Annotated in this window: 19 protein-coding genes; 6 read left to right on the top strand and 13 right to left on the bottom strand. The window is 72.8% G+C overall.

Annotated features, from left to right (window positions below; genetic code table 11):
• Positions 1-52: 52 nt before the first annotated feature.
• Entirely contained in the window at positions 53-322 is a 270-nt protein-coding gene (locus OG276_RS33740; RefSeq protein WP_266911237.1) for a DUF6332 family protein, read from the top strand.
• Between the two features lie 131 nt (positions 323-453).
• Here OG276_RS33740 and OG276_RS33735 read toward each other — a convergent pair whose 3' ends face one another.
• The 7 genes from OG276_RS33735 to OG276_RS33705 all read right to left on the bottom strand — a co-directional run bounded on the left by OG276_RS33735 (position 454) and on the right by OG276_RS33705 (position 8,450).
• A complete protein-coding gene (locus OG276_RS33735) occupies positions 454-1,425 on the bottom strand; it encodes a spherulation-specific family 4 protein (protein WP_266911235.1) in 972 nt (323 codons plus the stop codon).
• 231 nt (positions 1,426-1,656) lie between these two features.
• Positions 1,657-2,319, bottom strand: coding sequence for a pyridoxamine 5'-phosphate oxidase family protein (locus tag OG276_RS33730; RefSeq protein ID WP_266911233.1), 663 nt, complete (start codon positions 2,317-2,319; stop codon positions 1,657-1,659).
• A 170-nt stretch (positions 2,320-2,489) separates the two neighbouring features.
• Complete coding sequence (locus OG276_RS33725; RefSeq protein WP_266911231.1) at positions 2,490-4,304, bottom strand: FUSC family protein; 1,815 nt, start codon at positions 4,302-4,304, stop codon at positions 2,490-2,492.
• Entirely contained in the window at positions 4,304-5,386 is a 1,083-nt protein-coding gene (trpS, locus tag OG276_RS33720) for a tryptophan--tRNA ligase (protein WP_266911229.1), read from the bottom strand. Before trpS ends, OG276_RS33725 begins: the two co-directional genes overlap by 1 nt.
• A 259-nt stretch (positions 5,387-5,645) precedes the next feature.
• Complete coding sequence (locus OG276_RS33715) at positions 5,646-6,056, bottom strand: GNAT family N-acetyltransferase (RefSeq protein ID WP_266911227.1); 411 nt, start codon at positions 6,054-6,056, stop codon at positions 5,646-5,648.
• Entirely contained in the window at positions 6,043-7,350 is a 1,308-nt protein-coding gene (gene purB / locus OG276_RS33710) for an adenylosuccinate lyase (RefSeq protein ID WP_266911225.1), read from the bottom strand. The genes OG276_RS33715 and purB overlap by 14 nt, the downstream gene beginning before the upstream one ends.
• 401 nt (positions 7,351-7,751) lie before the next feature.
• Entirely contained in the window at positions 7,752-8,450 is a 699-nt protein-coding gene (locus OG276_RS33705; protein ID WP_266911223.1) for a TetR/AcrR family transcriptional regulator, read from the bottom strand.
• A 148-nt stretch (positions 8,451-8,598) separates the two neighbouring features.
• Here OG276_RS33705 and OG276_RS33700 point away from each other — a divergent pair, with 148 nt between their 5' ends.
• Positions 8,599-9,057, top strand: coding sequence for a nitroreductase/quinone reductase family protein (locus OG276_RS33700; protein WP_266911221.1), 459 nt, complete (start codon positions 8,599-8,601; stop codon positions 9,055-9,057).
• A 287-nt stretch (positions 9,058-9,344) separates the two neighbouring features.
• Here the strand turns inward: OG276_RS33700 and OG276_RS33695 are convergent, their stop codons facing one another.
• Positions 9,345-10,634: a geranylgeranyl reductase family protein gene (locus tag OG276_RS33695; RefSeq protein ID WP_323182417.1), complete on the bottom strand. Its 1,290-nt coding sequence runs from the start codon at positions 10,632-10,634 to the stop codon at positions 9,345-9,347.
• Positions 10,635-10,935: 301 nt separating this feature from the next.
• On the opposite strand from OG276_RS33695, the gene OG276_RS33690 reads away from it, so the two are divergent.
• Together OG276_RS33690 and OG276_RS33685 are read left to right on the top strand one after the other, a co-directional pair.
• Entirely contained in the window at positions 10,936-12,300 is a 1,365-nt protein-coding gene (locus OG276_RS33690) for a dipeptidase (protein ID WP_266911217.1), read from the top strand.
• Positions 12,301-12,399: 99 nt separating this feature from the next.
• Positions 12,400-13,122: an MBL fold metallo-hydrolase gene (locus tag OG276_RS33685; RefSeq protein WP_266911215.1), complete on the top strand. Its 723-nt coding sequence runs from the start codon at positions 12,400-12,402 to the stop codon at positions 13,120-13,122.
• Between the two features lie 91 nt (positions 13,123-13,213).
• On the opposite strand, the gene OG276_RS33680 is transcribed toward OG276_RS33685, so the two are convergent.
• On the bottom strand, positions 13,214-14,254 hold the full coding sequence (locus OG276_RS33680; RefSeq protein ID WP_266911213.1) for an NUDIX domain-containing protein: 1,041 nt from the start codon (positions 14,252-14,254) through the stop codon (positions 13,214-13,216).
• 207 nt (positions 14,255-14,461) lie between these two features.
• Here OG276_RS33680 and OG276_RS33675 point away from each other — a divergent pair, with 207 nt between their 5' ends.
• A complete protein-coding gene (locus tag OG276_RS33675) occupies positions 14,462-15,448 on the top strand; it encodes a LacI family DNA-binding transcriptional regulator (RefSeq protein WP_266913344.1) in 987 nt (328 codons plus the stop codon).
• A gap of 3 nt (positions 15,449-15,451) precedes the next feature.
• Here the strand turns inward: OG276_RS33675 and OG276_RS33670 are convergent, their stop codons facing one another.
• Positions 15,452-16,456, bottom strand: a complete 1,005-nt coding sequence (locus tag OG276_RS33670) for a helix-turn-helix transcriptional regulator (RefSeq protein ID WP_266911211.1) — start codon at positions 16,454-16,456, stop codon at positions 15,452-15,454.
• Between the two features lie 86 nt (positions 16,457-16,542).
• Between OG276_RS33670 and OG276_RS33665 the strand changes: the two genes are divergently transcribed.
• Positions 16,543-17,838 carry an MFS transporter gene (locus tag OG276_RS33665; protein ID WP_266913342.1) on the top strand — a complete coding sequence of 432 codons (1,296 nt, stop codon included), beginning with the start codon at positions 16,543-16,545 and terminating at the stop codon, positions 17,836-17,838.
• On the opposite strand, the gene OG276_RS33660 is transcribed toward OG276_RS33665, so the two are convergent.
• The 3 genes from OG276_RS33660 to OG276_RS33650 all read right to left on the bottom strand — a co-directional run bounded on the left by OG276_RS33660 (position 17,753) and on the right by OG276_RS33650 (position 21,042).
• Positions 17,753-19,051, bottom strand: coding sequence for an aldolase/citrate lyase family protein (locus OG276_RS33660; RefSeq protein ID WP_250738901.1), 1,299 nt, complete (start codon positions 19,049-19,051; stop codon positions 17,753-17,755). The two genes, OG276_RS33665 and OG276_RS33660, sit on opposite strands and share 86 nt — an antisense overlap.
• 183 nt (positions 19,052-19,234) lie before the next feature.
• Positions 19,235-20,197, bottom strand: a complete 963-nt coding sequence (locus tag OG276_RS33655; protein WP_266911209.1) for an electron transfer flavoprotein subunit alpha/FixB family protein — start codon at positions 20,195-20,197, stop codon at positions 19,235-19,237.
• Positions 20,198-20,256: 59 nt separating this feature from the next.
• Positions 20,257-21,042 (bottom strand): electron transfer flavoprotein subunit beta/FixA family protein, encoded by a 786-nt coding sequence (locus OG276_RS33650; RefSeq protein WP_250738898.1) that lies wholly within the window; start codon positions 21,040-21,042, stop codon positions 20,257-20,259.
• Between the last annotated feature and the right edge of the window lie 68 nt (positions 21,043-21,110).

The raw sequence follows: 21,110 nt of genomic DNA, 5'->3' as shown, positions 1-21,110 counted from the left end.
CACACCGGGTGCGCCCTTGTCGTGGTGCGGCTCGGGCGGCGAGACTGCGGGCATGGAGCAACGCAGTCAGGCCGACCGGGACGCGATCACCATCGAGATCGTCTTCGCCTTCGTCAGCGGCTTGTTCGCGGCCGGACTCGCCTTCGCGGTGCTGTACGTGCCCGTCCTGGCCTTCGACCTCTCCCCCACGGCCGACCGAACCCTGACGATGGTGGGCGGAGCCCTGGCCGCGACGGCGTTCCTCCTCCGGGTCGCACAGGTCCTGTGGCGCTTCGCCCACCGCCCGCAGAACGAGGGCCGCGAAGGCCTCGGCCGGTCCTAGACCGGGCCTCCCGGACCGGGCCGCATGTGATTCCCCGGCCGTAGGGCGGGCTCGCGCCGGGGCGCCACCGGTTCGTGGACCCCGACGGCCGGACCGTCGAGGTCACCGCGGTCGGGCGGACGGAGTGCGGCTCAGCCCAGGGTCGAGGCGTACGAGGTCTGGGCGCGGTACTTCCAAGTGGGCTGGGCGTCCCAGGGGTTCGGCATCTGCGCGCTGGTGGCGTAGGCGTAGCCGGCGCCGCGTTGGAAGGCCGTGCGGAGGGTCGCGCGCATCGCGGTGGCGTCCGGGACGTCGTGTACGAGGTGCCAGAACGCGGTGCCGCTCGGGTCGAGTTCGGCGCCGGAGCGGTAGCCGGTGAGTGCGTTGAAGACGTTGCCGCCGAGCCAGCCGGCTCCGGTGTGGGCCGCGTACGTGTCCTCGAAGGTGACGAAGACGTCGGCGGTGCGGCGGCCGGGCTCCAGGAAGCAGTCGGCGATGGCCGTACCGGGATTGTTGACGACCAGGTCCGACGTGCCGGGGGCGACGGCCTCCATGGTGTCCTGCACGTAGCGGCGGAGCTCCGTGTAGTGGTCGCGGATCGCGTTGGCCGGGCCGCAGTCGCGGCTGACCACGTCGAAGAAGATGCCGTCCACGTGGAGGCGGCCGTCGGGAGTCTTCAGGTAGTTGTCCACGGAGGCCTTGACCTCGGCGATGTCGCGGTTGCCGTGGTCGGTGTGGACGTAACCGAGCACCTTGGTCTTCTCGCCGGTGGCGGTGGTGCCGGTGCGCAGGACGTCGGCGCGGGCCCGCCAGGGGGCGTCGAACGGGGAGTCGCCGTTGCCCGGGTTGAGCACCACGACCGAGGCGGCCGGGCTGGTGGCGGTGAGGTCGACGAGCATGGGGTCGTCGGCCCAGACGTAGGCCGGGACGGCTATCTCAAGGCCCCGTACGCCGGCTGCCCGGGGGGTCGGTCTCACCTCGGGTGTCGGAGCCGGGGCGGGCGTACGGGCCTGGGCCTGGACGGGGCCCGGCTCCGAGCTCGCCGACGCGGTGACGGCCGGCGCCGGCGCGGCCAGTAAGAGGGTGGCCAGGATGGCGTAAACGGCCTTCGCGGCGCGGGTCATGACTGCTCCTCGGGGCGGCGGCGGGGGCGGCGCCGGGTCGATGGCCGGGCGCCGGAACGACAGCCGGGACGGGAACCCGGCCCGAGGAACACTAGACGGGCGGCCGGGCGCACCAGGGCCGATTCCCCTGCTTCAGTAGGAGGAACTGACAAGCGAACTTTCCCCGCCCCGGCCTGGACGGCCCCGCGAGGGCCGTCCAGGCTTCTCTGCACCAGTCACGTCGGGGTGGAGTCAGTTCTGGCGGAAGCGGTGGATGGACGGGTCGTAGTGGGGGGCGGGGAAGCGGTCGCCGGTGATCGTGTCGGGGACGGGGGTTCCGGGGGTGGTGGTCAGCGGAATCCAGCCCGCCCAGGATTCGACCTGGTCGTCCTTGGGCTCGTCCCGGGCGAAGCCCTCGCGGACCTTCATCGAGAATTCCGTGATCGGCATGGTCAGACAGGCCGTGTACCGGGCTTCCTCGACGTTGGGGCGGCGGGCGGCATACGGGCCGGACAACCGGCCGGGAATGACGCTCTCCACGACGTCGGCGAGGGCGTCGGCGCGTTCCTGCTCGTCCTCGATCGCCGTGGCGGTCCCGAAGATCATGGCGGAGCGGTAGGCGGCCGAGTGATGGGAGGAGGCCCGGCCCAGGATCACGCCGTCGATCAGGGTCGCGGTCACGCACAGCGGCGCGCCGGACGCGGCGGTGGTGATGAAGCGGCCGAACGCGGAGCCGTGCAGGAGGAGCTGGTCCCCCACCCGCATGTGAAGGGTGGGGATGACCACCGGGCCGAGGTCGGTGTTGAAGCCGACATGGACGGCGAGGGCCTCGTCGAGGATCGCGTAGACCGCGTCCCGTTCGTAGGTGACCCGCTCGGGATACCGATTCGCGGTGGTACGCGCAGTGGCCGACATATGGGCCAATTTATGTCTTGTTGCCGATGGATCCGGTTGGGACGCCCCCGCATACCCCCATTGGCCGCAAGGCCGCCGATGCCAAGGACCTGACTCAGCGGTCCGCCGAGCGGGCGGCACCGGTGGGAAGCACTCCGCCGACATGCCACAGCACTTGCGGCTGAGGCGGGTCAGCGCTGGACGCGCACTCGTCGGGGCCGGCGTTCCCGTAGCCGGGCGGCCCGTCGGCGCAGGTCCGTGGAAAGGTCGCGGGTCATCTCCTTGGTCACCACCGGTGTGCCGTGGTGGCCCGTGGCCGTCAGGCTGGTGAGACGGGTCATCGCGGCTTCCGCGTGGTCGAGGTCGTTCTGCCACGCCTGGAGGGTGTGGTGGTGGCGCGGGTCGGTGCGCAGGCGGATCAGTTCGGTACGGACGGCGGCCAGATCGCCGTGGATCCGGCGGCGCAGGGTGTGGAGGGTCGCGGCGTCGCCGTCGGCTTCCCGCGCGTCGGCGTAGGCGGCGATGGCCTCGTGGGCGGTCGCCAGCCGGTGGTCCACCCGGGCACGGGTGTCCTCGGGCCACAGCACATACCCCACGATGAAGGCGAGGGCGCAGCCGATCACGGTGTCGATCAGGCGCGCTCGGGGGACGGTGGATCCTGCTTGGCCCAGGGGGTCGGCGAGCAGCAGCATGACCGGTGTGAGGAAGAGGGTCTGCAGGGCGTAGTTGCGGCGGGCGTAGGCCTGGAGCAGGCCGGTCAGGACGACCACGGCGGCGATGCGCCACCAGCCGGCGGGGAGCACGGCGGTGACGGCGAGGCCGATCAGGACCCCGGCCGTGGTGCCCAGGACACGGGTCACCAGCCGGGCGGGCACGGTGCCGAGGCCGGGCCGCACGATGAGGGCGACGGTGAGCACCAGCCAGCCGGAGCGCGGCAGGCCGCTGAGCGAGGCGACCGCCTGGGCGACCGTCAGGCACGCGGTCAGGCGCAGGGCGTAGCGGCGGGCGGCCGGGTTTCGGAACTTGGCCGCGACGGCTCCGGCGAGCCGGCGCAGGGGCGTGGGGCGCGTCGGCAGCAGGCGGGGCCGGCCGTCCGCGGGCTTCTCGCCGGGGGTGGCGAGTGCGGCGACGGCGGTGCGCAGTGCGCGCCCGGCCCGGTCCTGCGGGGCGGGTGGAAGGGCGATCGGCCCGGGGATCCTTGTCTCGACGGCGTCGGCGACCCGGCGTACCGCGTCGGCGTACTCGGCAGCCGACTCGCGGGCCGGGGCGGTGCGAACGGCGGGAGCCGCCGCGATCACCTCGATCAGCCGGTCGAGGTGGGCGGCCAGTTGAGCGGCGCTGCTGCCCGGGCGGGGCGGCGAGAGCCGGCGGATGACGACGGTGTCGTAGGCGGCGTCCATGGCGACGGTGACCTGGTGGCGGCGCTCGGCCCACGCGCTCTCGGGGGCGTCCAGGAGGTCGGCCACGGCGCGCAGCGCCCCTGCGACGGACCGGCGTTCGGCGCGTCCGGGGTGGCGCAGTGCGTCGGTCAGGGACAGCAGCATCAGGGGGATGCCGCCGAGGAGGAACAGCAGCGGTACCTGCCACCAGGCCGGGGCGGTGGGCAGTCCGAGGCCCATGGCGGTGGCGAGCAGCAGGACCAGGGCGGCCATGTCGCTGATCCGGCCGATCGTCGACAGCAGTCCCGAGACCAGGGCGACGACGGCCACCAGCAGGATCTGCGCCCACGCCTGGCCCCCGGTGAGCCGGCCCAGGGCCAGTCCGATCGCGCCGCCCAGCTGCGGGAGCAGCAGGGTCAGGGCGCGGGTGCGCCAGGGCGCGGCGGTGTCGTCGACGGCCGCGCCGTACGCGCCGAGGCCCGCCGCTGCTCCCAGGTCGGGCCTGCCGGCCAGCTGGCCGACGGCGAGCGGCAGCAGCATGCCCAGGGCGCCGCGCGCGACGAGGGCGCGGTCGACGGGAACGGCCCGGATCTCGGCGATGTGCCGCAACCACACGGGCCCGGGCATCAGTAGGCCATGCCCATGGCGGTCCGGACCTCGGCCAGGGTGGCCTCGGCGACGGCACCGGCCCGCTCGTTGCCCGAGCGCAGGACTTCGCGTACGTAGCCGGTGTCGGCCGCGAGTTCCGCGCGGCGGGCCCTCATGGGTGCGAGGCGCTCGTTGACCGCCTCGGTGACGGCCTTCTTCAGCTGCGCCGCGCCGCCGTCGCCGATCTCCTCGGCGACCGCGACGGGGTCGCGCTCCTGGCACAGGGCGGCGAGCAGGACGAGGCTGGAGACCTCGGGGCGGGAGGCCGGGTCGTAGGTGATGCGGCGGGTGGCGTCCGTCTTGGCGCCCTTGATCAGCCGGGCGGTCTCGTCGGCGGTTGCCGACAGGGTGATGGCGTTGCCTCGCGACTTGCTCATCTTGGTGCCGTCGGTGCCGAGCAGCAGTGGGGCCGCCGACAGCAGGGCATCGGGCTCCGGGAAGACCGGAGTGCCCCGGCCGTAGCGGTCGTTGAAGCGGCGGGCGATGGTGCGGGTGACTTCCAGGTGCGGGAGCTGGTCCTGGCCGACCGGGACCAGGTTGGCCTTGCAGAAGAGGATGTCGGCGGCCTGGTGCACGGGGTAGGTGAACATCAGCCCGCTGACCGAGGCCTGCCGGGAGTGGGCGATCTCGTCCTTGACGGTGGGGTTGCGGCGCAGTTCCGCGACCGAGACCAGAGAGAGGAAGGGCAGCAGCAGTTGGTTGAGGGCGGGAAGCGAGCTGTGCGTGAAGATCGTGGACCGTTCGGGGTCGATGCCGGCCGCGAGGTAGTCGAGCACCAGGTCCTCGACGTGCTCGGCCAGGTGCTCGGCGACGTCCCGGTCGGTGAGCACCTGGTAGTCGGCCACGATCACGAAGGTGTCCACGCCCAGGTCCTGGAGCCTGACCCGGCCCTGCAGGGTGCCGAAGTAGTGCCCCAGGTGCAGCCGCCCGGTCGGCCGGTCCCCGGTCAGCACCCGGAACCGACCCGGATCCGCGGCGATCAGGGCCTCCAACTCGGCGCTGCGCCGCCGTGCCACCGAGAGGTCGGGGGCCTGGGACACCGCCGAGTCGTGCGTGCTCATGGGATTCTCCTGGTGCGTCGTGGTCACGGGTGGGCACCCGAACCGGGACACCTGCGTGAGAGGCAGATCAGATGGTTCGCGACCCATGCGCCCATAAAGTCACCATCTTGACCGGTACGGAATGAATAGCCCTGAACGGCGCGGACTCACCGCCATGCCGCGCCCGTCGGCGATGGACAAGCCGGCCGTGGCGGTGCTCGTACCCACGATCCGGTTGCGGCTCGGTCAGCCCGCGGGGGCGGCCAGTCTGCGGGGGCGGTCAGCCTGCGGGGGCGGTCATGGTCCAGGCGGAGTTGTGGCGCTCGAAGCCGATGTGCGGGTAGTAGTCGACGGCGGCGGGGGCCGAGAGCAGGATGACCTTGGCCCGCGGTGCGGCCTCGCGGGTGGCGCGGACGAGGTCGCGGCCGACCCCCTTGCCCTGCCAGGCGACGTCGACGGCGAGGTCGCTGAGGTAGGTGGAGTAGGCGCCGTCGGTGAGGGAGCGGGCGATGCCGATCAGCCGGCCGTCGCCGTCCCGGGCCGTGATGACGAGGTTGGCTCCGGCCAGCATGCTCGTGAAGCGGCCGGTGTCCTCGACGGGGCGGCGCTCGGCGAGCGTGGAGGCCCGGTAGAGGGCGGCGACCTCGGCGACGTCGAGGCCGGCTCCGATGACCTGTTCACATGTCCACATGCCGCTGGTGCTCCTTCTTGAGGGTGTCGAGTCGGGACTTCAGGTGGTCGCGGTTGCCGAGGAACCGGCGGGGTTCGAACCACGCGTCGGGGGCGTGCACTCCGCGGGCCGCGAGCGTCTCGGCCAGGGATGACCCCGTCGTGTGCGCGTCGTCGGCGGCGGCCTGTACGAGGCGGTAGGCGCTCTCGCGGTCGACTCCGTCCTCGGTGAGGCCGAGGAAGACCTCGGAGGAGTAGACGAGCCCTCGCGTGGCCCGGAGGTTGCGGGCCATTCGCTCGGGATTGACCGTGAGGCCAGTGAGAAGCTCGGCGGCGGAGACGAGCTGGTGGTGGGCGATGGCGAGGCTGTCGGGGAGGACGACGCGTTCCACGGAGGAGTGCGCGAGGTCGCGCTCGTGCCACAGCGCGATGTTCTCGTACGCCGCTCCGGCGTTCGCGCGCAGCACCCGGGCCAGGCCGCAGAGCCGTTCGCTGGTCGTCGGGTTCCGCTTGTGGGGCATGGCGCTGGAGCCCTGGTAGGCGCCGCTGCGGGGTTCCTCGACTTCCCCGACCTCGGTGCGCTGCAGGAGGCGCATCTCCAGGGCGAACTGCTCCACCACGGCGCCCGTGATCGCGAGCGCTCCGATCAGCTCGGCGTGGCGGTCGCGGGCGACGACCTGGGTGGGGACCGGTTCGACGCCCAGGCCCAGCTCGCCGCAGACGTACGCCTCGACCTGGGGGGAGATGTGGGAGTAGGTGCCGACGGCTCCGGAGAGGGTGCCCACGGCGACGGCCCGGCGGGCGGCGGTGAGCCGGCCCGTGCAGCGGTGCAGGGCGTGGGCGTGGACGGCGAGTTTGTGGCCGAAGGTCGTCGGCTCGGCATGGACGCCGTGGGTGCGGGCCACACAGACCGTGTCCCAGTGCTCCTCGGCCCGGTCGATCAGCAGCCCGGTCAGCGTGCGGGCCGCGTCCAGCACGAGGTCCACGGAGTCGGCCAGCAGCACACCCTGGGCGGTGTCGACCAGGTCGTAGCTGGTCATGCCGTGGTGGACCCAGCGTGCGGAGTCGGCCGGCATGGTCTCGGTCCAGGCGGCGAGGAAGGCGAGGATCTCGTGGTCCCGCTCGGCCTCCAGCTCCCGGATCCTCACGACGGCCGGCAGCGGGGCCCGCCGGATGTCGGCCAGGGCTTCGTCGGGTACGACTCCCAGGGATGTCTGCGCGGTACTGGCCAGCACCTCGACGCGCACCCAGGTCGCGTACTTGGTCTCCTCGCTCCACAGCGCCGCCATCTCGGGGCGCGTGTACCGCTCGATCACGACACACCTCTCCTCCGGACGCCGGCGCCCCCGGTCCCTACGGACCGGGGGCGAAGCGCCGAAGACAGCATACGGTAATAGTCGGATAGCGTATTGACCTATTACAAACGAAGGTTCCCGCCTCGGTCGCCCGGCCCCAGTGAGCGTCCGGGAACCACAGCAGACGGTGCCGGCGAGACAGCTCAGGGGCGGACCTCTGCGCGGTCACCGGGGCGGTCGCCGCCGAGGATCAGACCGCCCAGGTGCGGGACATCGTGCGCAACGAGTCGGCGCCAGTGGATGCGTGCCGCGCGTGCGGCAATCAGGTCGCGACTAGAACCTCACCGGCCCGCGACCCGCGCTCCGGACTCGGAGTCACTGGCGCAGTCGACAGGCCGTCCCCCGCACGGGCCTGTGTGCGCCTATACGGCGGGAAGCCCGACCCCGTGCGCCAGTTGTCCGGCGGCGTGCGCGAAGAAGGCGGCGCGGTCCTCGACGACCCGCTCGAACTGGCCGAACAGTTCGAAGGAGATCAGTCCGACGAGCTGCGCCCAGGCCGCGACCAGGGCCGCGGCCGCCTCGAGGGGCAGGCCTTCGGCGAAGTCCGCGGCCATGCGGGCGGCCTCGGGGCGCAGCTCGGCGGGGAGCGGCGGGAGGGAAATGCCGCGGCCCTCGTAGGCGGCACGGACGATGCCGATGAGGGAGTTGCCCACACGGGAGGCGGGCCCGACGGTGTCGAGGGGGGCGGTGTAGCCGGGGACGGGCGAGCCGTAGATGAGGGCGTACTCGTGCGGGTGCTCCAGCGCCCAGTCGCGGACGGCGGCGCAGACCACGGCCCAGCGGGCGCGGGGGGTGCCGCCGGAGGCCAGCGAGCGGGCGTCGGCGCCCTCGGCGGCGGCGCCGACGCTGTTGTAGGCGTCGACGATGAGGGCGGTGAGGAGCTCGTCGCGGCTGGGGAAGTAGCGGTAGAGGGCGGAGGAGACCATGCCCAGCTCGCGGGCGACGGCCCGCAGCGAGAGTTTGGCGGCGCCCTCCGCCGCGAGCGCGCGGCGCGCCTCGTCCTTGATGGCGGCGGTGACTTCGATGCGGGCCCGTTCCCTGGCCCCTCGCACGGTGCTCATGGGTGTCAGTGTGCCATGCAGGCAGAGCACTGCCCAACAACGAGAGCGTCGATCTCTTCAGAGAGCACTGCTCTTGTTTTGGAGCATCGATCCGTGCACACTGTTCTCAAGCGAGAGCAGTGCTCTCCCAAACTCCTCGGAGGCCGTCATGACCGCGCCCAAGCCCTACTACGTCAAGGCCGGCCCGCTCGACATCCGCTTCAACGCCCTCGTCGGCAAGCTCGCCCGGCTCGGCATGAGCCTGGCCGGAACCGCCGAGCTGTCGGTGCGCGGCCGCACCTCCGGCAAGATGCAGCGGATCCCGGTGAACCCGTACACCCAGGACGGCACCCGGTACCTGGTCTCCGCCCGCGGCCACTCCCAGTGGGTCCGCAACATGCGCGCCGCGGGCGGCGGCGAGCTCCGCCTGGGCCGCACCGTGCACACCTTCACCGTCACCGAGCTCACCGACCCCGCCGAGCAGGCCGTCGTCCTGCGCGGATATCTGAAGAAGTGGGGCTGGGAGGTCAACCGGTTCTTCGACGGGGTCACCGCGAAGTCCTCCGAGTCCGAGCTCCGCGCCGCCGCACCCGACCACCCGGTCTTCCGCATCACGGTCACCTCCTGACCCGCCCGCCCGGGCGATCCCCGGCGACCCGCCGCCCTCCCGGCCCGGCCTCGCCCCCGGAGCAGTGCCCGACTCCGGGCCCGAGCCCGGTGCCAGCACCGCCCCCAAGCCGGGCGACCCGCCGCCCTTCCGGCACCGGCACCGCCCCCAGCCCCAGCCCCAGCCCCAGCCCCGAAAACGCGGCGGCGGCCTCGCCGGCACACCCGGCAAGACCGCCACACTCCGCACCTCGGCGCCGCTGCTCCCCCATCGGGGTCAGCGACTTCAGCCTCGGGCTACTCCTCGGCTCAGCCCTTGGCCCCGCCCTGGGCCCCGTCCGACTCCCCGGCCCCGGCCCCGGCCCCGGCCCCAGAACCGGAGCCCGTACCGGAACCGGCCTCAGCCCCGCCCGCGCCCCTGCTCCGCGCCTGCCGGGCGTCCAGCACGTGCAGTGCCTTGCGCGCCAGCGGGTACGTACGCACCATCTCGGCCAGCGTCAGCGAGCCCCGGGCGATCCGGGCGAAGGCCAGCCAGGCCGGCCGGAAGCCGGTGATCGCCGCGTGCAACAGGCCCGGCTTGGCCTCGAAGAGCTCCAGCATCCGCTTGCCGACGCCCATCTCCACGCCCAGCCCCGCCTTGACGGCGAAGGCGTAGTTGAGCGCCTGGCGGCGTGCGTCCACGGCGTCCTGGGCCTCGGAGATCTTCACGGCCCACTCCCCCGCGAGGCGCCCCGAGCGCAGCGCGAAGGAGATGCCTTCCCGGGTCCACGGCTCCAGCAGTCCGGCCGCGTCGCCCGCGACCAGCACCCGCCCGCGCGAAAGCGGCGATCCGGGCTTGCGGCAGCGGGTCAAGTGCCCGGAGGAGATCGCCGGTTCGAAGCCCGACAGGCCCAGCCGGGCGATGAAGTCGTCCAGGTACCGCTTGGTCGCGGCGCCCTCGCCCTTCGCCGAGATGACCCCGACGGTGAGGGTGTCGCCCTTGGGGAAGACCCAGCCGTAACTGCCGGGCAGCGGTCCCCAGTCGATGAGGACCCGGCCCTTCCAGTCCGCGGCGACCGTCTCCGGGACGGGGATCTCCGCTTCCAGGCCGAGGTCGACCTGGTCCATCTCGACGCCGACGTGCGCGCCGATCCGGCTCGCGCTGCCGTCCGCGCCGACCACGGCCCGGGCCAGCACGGTCTCGCCGTCGCCGAGGATCACGGCGACGGTCCGCCGGTCGGGCACGGACGCCCCGTGCTGTTCCACCCGCGCGACGGCCGTACCCGTACGGACCGTGGCGCCGGCCTTCTCCGCCTCGGCGACCAGCGCCGCGTCGAACTCGGGCCGGTTGATCAGCCCGAACAACATCTGCTTCGAACGCCGGGTCCGGGCGAACTTCCCGTCGAGCGAGAAGGTGACCGCGTGGACGCGGTCCTTGAAGGGCAGCACGAAACCCGGCGGGAGCGCATCGCGCGAGGGGCCGATGATGCCTCCGCCACAGGTCTTGTACCGGGGCAGTTCCGCCTTCTCCAACAGCAGGACGCGCCGTCCCGCCGCGGCCGCCGCGTGCGCGGCCGAGGACCCGGCCGGCCCGGCCCCGACCACGACCACGTCCCACACCTCGCCGGTCTCCCCGGCCGTCTGCGCGTCCGCCCCCTGAGCGGGCTGTCCTGCCGCCGCGTCGCGTACGTCGCCGCTGTCGCTCTCGTCGCTGCTCACGATGTGCTGATGCTCCTGATCATGCGGTTCATGCCGTTGCTCCGATGCCGGGGAAATCCTACGGCGCGAGATCGACTGCCCCGTTGTGCGAGGATCGGAAGAGTCTTTTGCCGTAGCCCGCATACGCACACCCCGCGCGTGCGGGAGGCGTATACGTAACCCGTACACGTACACCAACGTCGCACCCAAGAGGAGCGTGCCCATGCCGTCTCATCCGATCGCCGAGACCGTCGCCTCGCTGATGCCCCGCGCCAAGCAGGAGCTGTCCGAGCTGGTGGCTTTCCAGTCGGTGGCGGACTGGGCCAATTTCCCCCAGAGCGAGAGCCAGGCCGCCGCGAACTGGGTCGCCGACGCGCTGCGCGCCGAGGGCTTCCAGGACGTGGCGCTGCTCGACACCCCCGACGGCACCCAGTCGGTGTACGGGTACCTGCCCGGCCCGGCGGACGCCCCGACCGTCCTGCTGTACGCGCACTACGACGTGCAGCCCCCGCTGGACGACGCGGCCTGGATCTCCCCCGCCTTCGAGCTGACCGAGCGGAACGGCCGCTGGTACGGCCGCGGCACCGCCGACTGCAAGGGCGGGTTCATCCTGCACCTGCTCGCGCTGCGCGCCCTGAAGGCCAACGGCGGCGTCCCGGTGAACGTGAAGGTGATCGTCGAGGGTTCGGAGGAGCAGGGCACCGGCGGTCTCCAGCAGTACGCGACGGCCCACCCCGAACTGCTGGCCGCCGACGCCGTCGTGATCGGTGACGCGGGCAACTTCCGTACGGGCCTGCCGACGGTCACCGCGACCCTGCGCGGCATGTGCCTGCTGAAGGTCAAGATCGACACCCTGGGCGGCAACCTGCACTCCGGCATGTTCGGCGGGGCCGCCCCCGACGCGATGGCCGCCCTGATCCAACTGCTGGCCTCGCTGCGCGCGCCGGACGGCTCGACCACGGTGGACGGGCTGGCTTCGGACGGTGTGTGGGAGGGGCTCCAGTACCCGGAGGCCGACTACCGCTCCGACGCGAAGGTGCTCGACGGGGTCGAGCTGATCGGCGAGGGCACGATCGCGGACCGGCTGTGGTCCCGGCCGGCCGTCACCGTGCTGGCCATCGACTCCCCGCCGCTGGCCAGTGCCACCCCCTCGGTGCACGCGAGCGCGGGCGCGCTGGTGAGCCTGCGGGTGCCGCCGGGCGTGGACACGGCGGAGGCGATCAAGCTGCTGGAGGCCCACCTGGTGGCGCACACCCCGTGGAAGGCGCGTCTGGAGCTCGAAGTCGTCGGCCAGGGACAGCCGTTCCAGGCGGACACGGACAGCCCGGCGTACGCCTCGATGGCGCAGGCCATGAAGGCGGCCTACCCGGGCCAGGAGATGCAGATCAGCGGCATGGGCGGCTCCATCCCCCTGTGCAACACGCTGACGGAGCTGTACCCGGACGCGGAGATGCTGCTCATCGGCCTGAGCGAGCCGGAGGCGCAGATCCACGCGGTGAACGAGAGCGTCTCCCCCGAGGAGCTGGAGCGCCTGTCGGTCACGGAGGCGCTGTTCCTCGTCAACTACGCGGAGTCCAAGCGCGCCTGACGGTGTCGCGGGCGGTTCCCCGAACGCTCGGCTACGGGCGAACCACGCTACCGGCGCAACCTCCGCCGGCGGCGTGGTTCGTCCCCGTACGTTCGGGTGATGGATCTCGTAGAAGTCGTACTCGGCCGCCTCCACATGCTCCGCTTCCCCATCGGCCAGGCCTACCTCTGGCGCGATGGTGAGGCCCTGACCCTGATCGACGCGGGCCACGCCGGTTCGGCGGACGCGATCGAAGGGGCGATACGTTCCCTCGGGCTGATGCCGGAGCGGCTGGAGCGGATCGTTCTGACCCACTGCCACCGCGATCACGTCGGAGCGGCGGGCGAACTCGCAGTGCGCTGGGGCGCGGAGGTACTGGCGCACGCGCTCGACGCGCCGGTGATCCGCGGCGAGCAGCCGGTCCCGGAGCCGGTCCTGCTGGACTGGGAACTCCCGCTGTACGCACACGGCCTGACGGTTCCCGAGGCCCCGCCGACCCGGGTGGACCGGGAGGTGAAGGACGGAGAGGTACTCCCCTTCGGCGACGGCGCGGTCGTCGTCCACGCTCCGGGTCACACCCCGGGCAGCATCGGCGTCCATCTCCCGCAGCACGGCGTGCTGTTCACGGGCGACTGCGTCGCCGGTGTCGGCCAGGTGATCCTCGGTGTCTTCAACGTGGACCGCGCCCGGGCCGTCGAGTCGATGCTCCGACTGGCCGCACTGGCCCCTGCGGTGGCCTGCTTCGGCCACGGCGACCCCCTGACCTCGGACACCGCGGCCACCCTCCTGGCGGCAGCGGAGGCGGCGGCCGCGGCTCGGCCTTCGCCCACCCCGACGGGCTGATCCCGGCGGGGGGGCCGGGCCCACCCCGGCCCCCGCCGCTCGTCGCCCGTCGCCCGCCGCCCGCCGCCCGCCGCCCGCCGCCCGCCCCCGGCTACGGAACCGCCCGTCCCGCCTCCAGGTACGCCGCCCGGCCCCGTTCGCGGGCCCGCAGGGCCCACCGGAGCCTCTCGTACCGCACCCGCGGCAGCAGGTCCGCCGCTTCCTCCTCCGTCACGAACCGCCAGGCCCGCAGCTCCGGTCCGGGCAGCCGCAGCCGCCCGGTCTGCGCCGCCGACAGCCGACCCCCGTCGAACAGCAGCCGCAGGCCGCCGTAGCCCGCCGGCGGCCCAGGCGGCTCCCAGTCCACGACCAGGAGCTCGGGGAGGCGCTCCAGTACGAGCCCGAGTTCCTCCTCGACCTCCCGTACCCCCGCGCACGCCGGGGCCTCCCCGGCCTCGACGACCCCGCCGGGGAACTCCCACCCCGGCTTGTACGTCGGGTCGACCAGGAGCACCCGGTCCGCGTCGTCGAAGAGCAGCACCCCGGCCGCGACCGTCTCGCGCGTCGGCTGCGGGGTCTGCACGATGTCGCAGACCCGGGCCGTGCCGGTGCGTACGGCCTCGGCGATCCGCTCGGCCGTCTCCCGTACGGTCAGGGGCCCGTTGTCGATGACGTGCGCGTCGGCCGCGAGCCAGCCCAGCGCGTGCTGGTAGGCCGGAATGTGGTCGTAGGCCCACTGCCGCACCCGCAGGTCCGCGTCCGCCGCCGACCCGGGCTCCTCCCGGGTCGCGATCCGCTCCCGGAGGATCGTTTCCTCCGGGGCGAGCAGCACGTGCCGCACCGCGATCCGACGCGCCGCGAGCCCGCCGAAGATCTCGTCGCGGTACTCCTGCCGCAGCAGCGTCATCGGGACCACCAGCACCCCGCCCAGCTCCGCCAGCATCGCCGCCGCCGTGTCCACGACGAGCCGCCGCCAGCTCGGCAGGTCCTGGTAGTCGGACACCTCCGCGAGGCGTTTGCGCGGCAGCAGCACGCGCAGCGCGTCACCGATGAACTCCGGGTCGAACAAGGTGCTCTCCGGCAGCAGGCCGGTCAGCTCGCGCGCTGTGCTGCTCTTCCCGGCGCCGAAGGTGCCGTTGATCCAGACAATCACGTCTGCCCCTCTCCCGATGCCCCCAGTGGCTTGCCCGCACCACCCTGCCACGGAAACCCCGGTGCCCCTCCGAGTGCTTATCCTCAAGGTCAGGGGCCTGTCCGCAGCGTCGGGCCCGCACCGTCACAGCGCCCGCCCCTCCGGAGGTCCGACACCGTGCCCCACACCCGCCGCCCGTCCGAGCCGCGCTACGGCAACCGGCCGACCATGAAGGACGTGGCGGCCCGGGCCGGCGTGGGCCTCAAAACGGTGTCACGCGTGGTCAACGGGGAGCCGGGGGTCACCCCGGACACCGAGAAGCGGGTCCAGGAGGCCATCGACGCGCTCGGTTTCCGCCGCAACGACAGCGCGCGCGTCCTGCGCAAGGGCCGTACCGCCACCGTCGGCTTGGTCCTGGAGGACCTCTCCGACCCCTTCTACGGGCCGCTCAACCGGGCCGTGGAAGAGGTGGCCCGCGCCCACGGCGCCCTGCTCATCAACGGCTCCAGCGACGAGGACCCCGAGCGCGAGCGGGAGTTGGCGCTCGCGCTGTGCGCCCGCCGGGTGGACGGGCTCGTGGTGATCCCGGCCGGGAACGACCACCGCTATCTGGAGCCGGAGATCCGGGCCGGGGTGGCCACGGTGTTCGTGGACCGCCCGGCGGGCCGGATCGACGCGGACGTGGTGCTGTCCGACAGCTTCGGGGGCGCCGTGAACGGGGTGGCGCACCTGATCGCGGGCGGCCACCGCCGGATCGGCTTCATCGGCGACCAGCCGCACATCCACACGGCGACCGAGCGACTGCGGGGCTACCGCGCGGCCATGGCGGACGCCGGCCTGCCGGTCGACGGGGCCTGGGTCTCGCTCGGCACGACGGCCCCGGAGCGGGTCTCGGCCGCCGCCCGGGCGATGTTGTCCGGGCCGGAGCCGGTCACGGCCCTCTTCGCGGGCAACAACCGCGTGACGGTCACGGCCGTACGCGTCCTCGCGTCCCTGCCCCGCCCGGTGGCCCTGGTCGGCTTCGACGACTTCGAACTGGCCGACCTGCTGAACCCCGGCATCACGGTCATCGCCCAGGACGCCGCGGCCCTGGGCCGCGTGGCCACGGACCGCCTCTTCCAGCGCCTGGCGGGCGCCGACCTCCCCCCGTCCCGCATCGAACTCCCCACCCGCCTGATCCCCCGCGGCTCGGGCGAGCTCCCGCCGGCCGACTGACCCTCACGGCTCCGGGTTCCCGGCCGCCCGGGCGTCTCCGGCCAACTCGTCGCCGAGCGGGCTGCGCCGGTAGAGGACCTGTCGTCCGTCGCGCGCCCTGCTCAGCAGGCCCGCGGCGTGCAGCACCCGCAGGTGCTGGGAAACGGCGCTCGGAGTGACCCGGAAGCGGCGGGCGATCTCGCCCGTTGCCAGCGGCTCGTCGAGCAGGCCGAGCAGCCGGGCACGGGGAGCGCCGATGAGCGCCACGAGCGCGGGTTCGTCCGCGGTGGGCGGCGGGGTCCACAGGGTCGCCACCCCCCGGCTCGGGTACGCCAGCGTGGGCGGCTCCTCGGGGCTGACCGGGGGCGCCGGCTTGTGGACGAAGACGGACGGCAGGAGGAGCAGTCCACGCCCGGACGCGGCGACGCGGTGGCTGTTGATCATCGCGCCGATGTGCAGGACGCCGTCGTTCCAGCGCAGGTTCGGGTGCATGTCGGCGAACAGCCGGCGCGCGCCTCCCACGGCCAACTGCCGTGCGCGGTAGGTCATGTCGGCTTCCAGCAACAGTCGCATCCGCGGCCACGCCGGCCGGACGGCCGCCTCCCAGTAGCTGCGGAGCAGGTCGCAGATGTCGTCGCGGAGTACCTCGACCGCTGCGTCATCGGCGCGATCCGCCGCGCTCAGCGGGTCGGGGAGCGGGTCCGGGGCGTGCGCGGCCAACAGGTCGCGGCGGACCGTGTCGGGGGAGGTGGCCCGGACGGCGGCGAGTTCCGCCTCGAAGTCCGGGGCGAAGCTCGCGGGCCGCGGGGTCAGGAAGTCGGGCAGCGTGCGCCTTTGGGCGACCAGGGACATCAGCAGAGCCGTGTCGAGCGCACCGAGCCGGCCGAGCACGCTCCTGCGCCACGGGAGGTGCACCGCCGACAGGCCCGGCTCGCGCAGCACCCGCAGGCTCAGCACGGTCTCGCCGAGCGGCGAGAGGGCGAAGCGGGTGTCGGCGAGGTCTTCGACACCGAGCTCGAAGCTGATCATTAAGCAATACGCTACATCAATTTGCGGTGCACCGCGGGTGCCGTGGACTTCCCTCCATGACACGAACGGCGGGCCGGCAGGCCGAGATGAGCCGCAGGACGGTACTGACCCTGGCGTCGGTCTGTGCGGTCGCGGTGGGCACCCTCTACTTCCCGCAGGCGATCAGCCCGTTGATCGCCGCCGGGCTGGGCACCTCCCCCGATGCGGCGTCCCTGGTGGTGACCGCCACCCAGGTCGGCTACACGGCCGGGCTCTTCCTTCTGGTGCCGCTCGGCGACCGGTTCCCCCACCGCCCGCTCCTGGTCACCCTGCTCGCCCTCACCGGACTGGGTCTGCTCGCCGCGGGCTGCGCCCCGAGCCTCGGGTTCCTCGCCGCCGCCGGGATGTTCACCGGGATCACCACGGTGGCCGCGCAGATCATCGTCCCGCTGGCGGCCGGGCTGGTGGGCGCGGACCGCCGAGGGGCGGTGCTGGGCACCCTGCTGGCCGGGTCGATCGGCGGGATGCTGCTGGCCCGCACCTTCGGTGCGACGCTCGGCGAATGGCTGGGATGGCGGGCCCCCTATCTGGTGGCAGCCGTTCTCCTCCTGCTGCTCGCGGCCGTCCTGGCCGTGTCGGTACCGCGCACGCCGCCGCCCGCCCGGCGGCCGTACGGGGCGCTGCTCGCCGACTCCCTGCGCCTGCTGCGCAGCGAATCGCGGCTGCGCCGCTCCTGCCTCTACCAGGGAGCCGTCTTCGGTGGGTTCTCGGCCGTCTGGACCTGTGCGGCGCTTCTCCTCACGGGTCCGGCGTACGGTCTGGGGCCGCAGGCCGTGGGGCTGCTCGCGCTGGTCGGCGGGGCCACCATGTTCTGCACTCCGCTCGCCGGGCGCATGGTGGACCGGTGGGGCCCCGATCCGGTGAACCTCGTCTGCCTGCTCGCGGTCCTCGTATCGGCGGCGGTCCTCGCGGCGGGAGTCCGGGGCGGCGTGCCGGGTCTGGTCGCCCTGACGGTGGGCACGCTGGTGCTGGACATCGCGATGCAGGCCGGCATGATCGCGAATCAGGCGCGGGTCTTCGCCGTGCGGGCCGACGCGCGGAGCCGCCTCAACACCGCCTACATGACCTGCGCCTACCTGGGCGGGAGTGCCGGGTCCTGGCTCGGTGTGCGCGTCTACGGCCGGGCCGGCTGGCAGGGCGTGTGCGTGCTCGTGGCCGCTCTCGCCGCCGTGGCTCTGACGCACCACCTGACGACAGGACGCAGTGTGGCCCGGCCGGGATCCGCCCGGCCGGGCCACGTCGTCACTGCCGAACGCCTCAGGCGGTGGCCGTCAGCGTCGCCGAGCGGCGCGGGATGGCGAAGGCGTCGAGTTCCGCGCGGGTCAGGCCGGTCAGGGCGGTGACCTCGTCGGCGCCGACGGCGCCGCAGTCCAGGCCGCGGACCAGGTAGCCGGCCAGCGCCTTCGCGGTGGCGGGCTCGTCCATGACGTCGCCCTCGATCTTGGCGACGTACGCCTTCAGGCGCGCGGCGGCCGTCTCCAGGCCCTCGCGGTAGAAGACGAACACGGCCGCGTAGCGGGTCGGCAGGTGCGCCGGGTGCATGTCCCAGCCCTGGTAGTACGCGCGGGCCAGGGCGCGGCGGGTGAGGCCGTAGTGCAGCTTCCAGGCCTCGTGGACGTGCTCGGTGGTGCCGATCGGCAGGACGTTGGTCGAGCCGTCGGAGACGCGCACGCCGGTGCCGGCGGCCGCGACCTGCATGATCGCCTTGGCGTGGTCGGCGGCGGGGTGGTCGCTCGACTGGTACGCGGCGGAGACGCCGACGCAGGCGCTGTAGTCGAAGGTGCCGTAGTGCAGGCCGGTGGCGCGGCCCTTGGAGGCCTCGATCATCCGGGCGACCGCGGCGGTGCCGTCGGAGGCCAGGATGGACTGACTGGTCTCGATCTGGATCTCGAAGCCGATCCTGCCGGGGCGCAGGCCGCGGGCGGTCTCGAAGGCCTCCAGCAGCTGCACGAAGGCGGTGACCTGCTCGGGGTAGGTGACCTTGGGCAGGGTCAGGACCAGACCCTCGGGCAGGCCGCCGTGCGCGAGCAGGCCCGACAGGAAGATGTCGGTGGTCCGGATGCCGCGGTCGCGGACGTTGGACTCCATGCACTTCATCCGGATGCCCATGTACGGGGCGTTCGTGCCGTTGGAGAAGGCTTCGGCGACGAGGCGGGCGGCGCGGGCCGCGGCCTGGTCCTCCTCCTCGTCGGAGCGGACACCGAAGCCGTCCTCGAAGTCGACGCGGAGGTCCTCGATGGGCTCGGAGGCGAGCTTGGCGCGGACGCGGTCGTAGACCGGTACGGCCAGCTCGTCGGAGATGCCGAGTACCTTGGCGAAGGTGGCGGCGTCCGGGGCGTGCTCGTCGAGGGCCGCGAGGGCCTGGTCGCCCCAGGTCCGGATGGTGTCCGCGGCGAAGACGTCACCGGGCACGTAGACCGTGTGGATCGGCTGACGGGTGCCGGGGTCGCCCGGGTAGTGGCGCGCGAGTTCCGCGTCCACCGGCTTGAGGGAAGCGCTGATGCCCTCGCTGACCGCGCCTGCGAGGCTCGTCGCCACCTTCTCCTGCTGACCCATCGTGCACTCTCCTCTTTTCCGCTTCACGGAATCTTAGATCCGCATTACAGAATTTAGTCACGGGGTTCCGCTCAGTCAATGGTCCCTCCGCCGCCTGGGACAAACGACTCGGGGCCGTGCGGTGAGAAACACCACACGGCCCCGGAGACCACTTACTCGCAGGTCAACGCCTGCGACAGGGTTTTAGCCCTTGCGCGCCTTGATCTCGTCGGTCAGCTGGGGGACGACCGCGAAGAGGTCGCCGACCACGCCGTAGTCGACGAGGTCGAAGATCGGGGCCTCGGCGTCCTTGTTGATCGCGACGATCGTCTTGGACGTCTGCATGCCGGCGCGGTGCTGGATCGCGCCCGAGATGCCGGAGGCGATGTACAGCTGCGGGGAGACCGACTTGCCGGTCTGGCCGACCTGGTTGGAGTGCGGGTACCAGCCGGCGTCCACGGCGGCGCGCGAGGCGCCGACGGCCGCACCGAGGGAGTCCGCGAGGGCCTCGATGATGTGGAAGTTCTCGGCGCCGTTGACGCCGCGGCCGCCGGAGACCACGATCGCGGCCTCGGTCAGCTCGGGGCGGCCGGTCGACTCGCGCGGGGTGCGGGAGGTGACCTTGGTGCCGGTGGCCAGGGCGCCGAAGGTGACGGCGAGCGCCTCGACGGCGCCGGCGGCCGGGGCGGCCTCGACCGGGGCCGAGTTCGGCTTCACGGTGATGACCGGGGTGCCCTTGGAGACGCGGGACTTGACGCTGAAGGACGCGGCGAACGCGGCCTGCGTCGCGACCGGACCCTCGTCACCCGCCTCCAGGTCGGTGGCGTCGGTGATGATGCCGGAGCCGATGCGGACGGCCAGGCGGGCGCCGATCTCCTTGTTCTCCGCGGAGGAGGGGAACAGTACGGCCGCCGGGGACACGGCGGCGTACGCGGCCTGGAGCGCGTCCACCTTCGGTACGACGAGGTAGTCGGAGAACTCCGGGGCGTCGGCGGTGAGGACCTTGACGGCGCCGTGCTCGGCGAGCACGGCGGCGGTGGCCTCGGCACCGGCGCCGAGGGCGACGGCGACGGGCTCGCCGATGCGGCGGGCCAGCGTCAGCAGTTCGAGGGTGGGCTTGCGGACGGCGCCGTCGACGTGGTCGACGTAGACGAGGACTTCAGCCATTGGGGATGCTCCTGCGAATGCGAAGTAGTCAGGGGGCGTTTGAGAAGGGGCCGAAGCTCTTAGATGAACTTCTGGCCGGCCAGGAACTCGGCCAGCGACTTGCCGCCCTCGCCCTCGTCCTTGACGATCGTGCCGGCGGTGCGGGCCGGACGCTGGGTCGCGGAGTCGACCGCGGTCCAGGAGCCTTCGAGGCCGACCTCGTCGGACTCGATCTCCAGCTCCTCCAGGTCCCAGGACTCCACCGGCTTCTTCTTGGCGGCCATGATGCCCTTGAAGGACGGGTAGCGGGCCTCGCCCGACTGGTCCGTCACCGAGACGAGCGCCGGGAGGGAGGCCTCCAGCTGCTCGCTCGCCGAGTCGCCGTCGCGGCGGCCGGTGACGACGCCGTCCTCGACCTTGACCTCGGAGAGCAGGGTGACCTGCGGGACGCCCAGGCGCTCGGCCAGGATCGCCGGGAGAACACCCATGGTGCCGTCGGTCGACGCCATGCCGGTGATGACCAGGTCGTAACCGGCCTTCTCGATCGCCTTGGCGAGCACCAGCGAGGTGGCCATGACGTCGCTGCCGTGCAGGTCGTCGTCCTCGACGTGGATGGCCTTGTCGGCACCCATCGACAGCGCCTTGCGCAGCGCGTCCTTCGCGTCCTCGGGGCCCACCGTCAGGACGGTGATCTCCGCGTCGTCGGCCTCGTCGGCGATCTGCAGCGCCTGCTCGACGGCGTACTCGTCGAGCTCCGACAGCAGGCCGTCGACGTCGTCACGGTTGACGGTCAGGTCTTCGGTGAACTGCCGGTCGCCAGTGGCGTCGGGCACGTACTTCACACAGACAACGATCCTCAGGCTCACGCCGGCTCTCCTACCGCATCGACATTTCTGGTACCGCCTTGTTCAGGCAGCATAGGCGCCATCTCGGG

It is taken from the genome of Streptomyces sp. NBC_00086 (assembly GCF_026343255.1).
Taxonomy (GTDB): Bacteria; Actinomycetota; Actinomycetes; order Streptomycetales; family Streptomycetaceae; genus Streptomyces.
The sequence above is the reverse complement of the archived record's forward strand: the minus strand, read 5'-3'. Positions and strand labels throughout refer to the sequence as shown.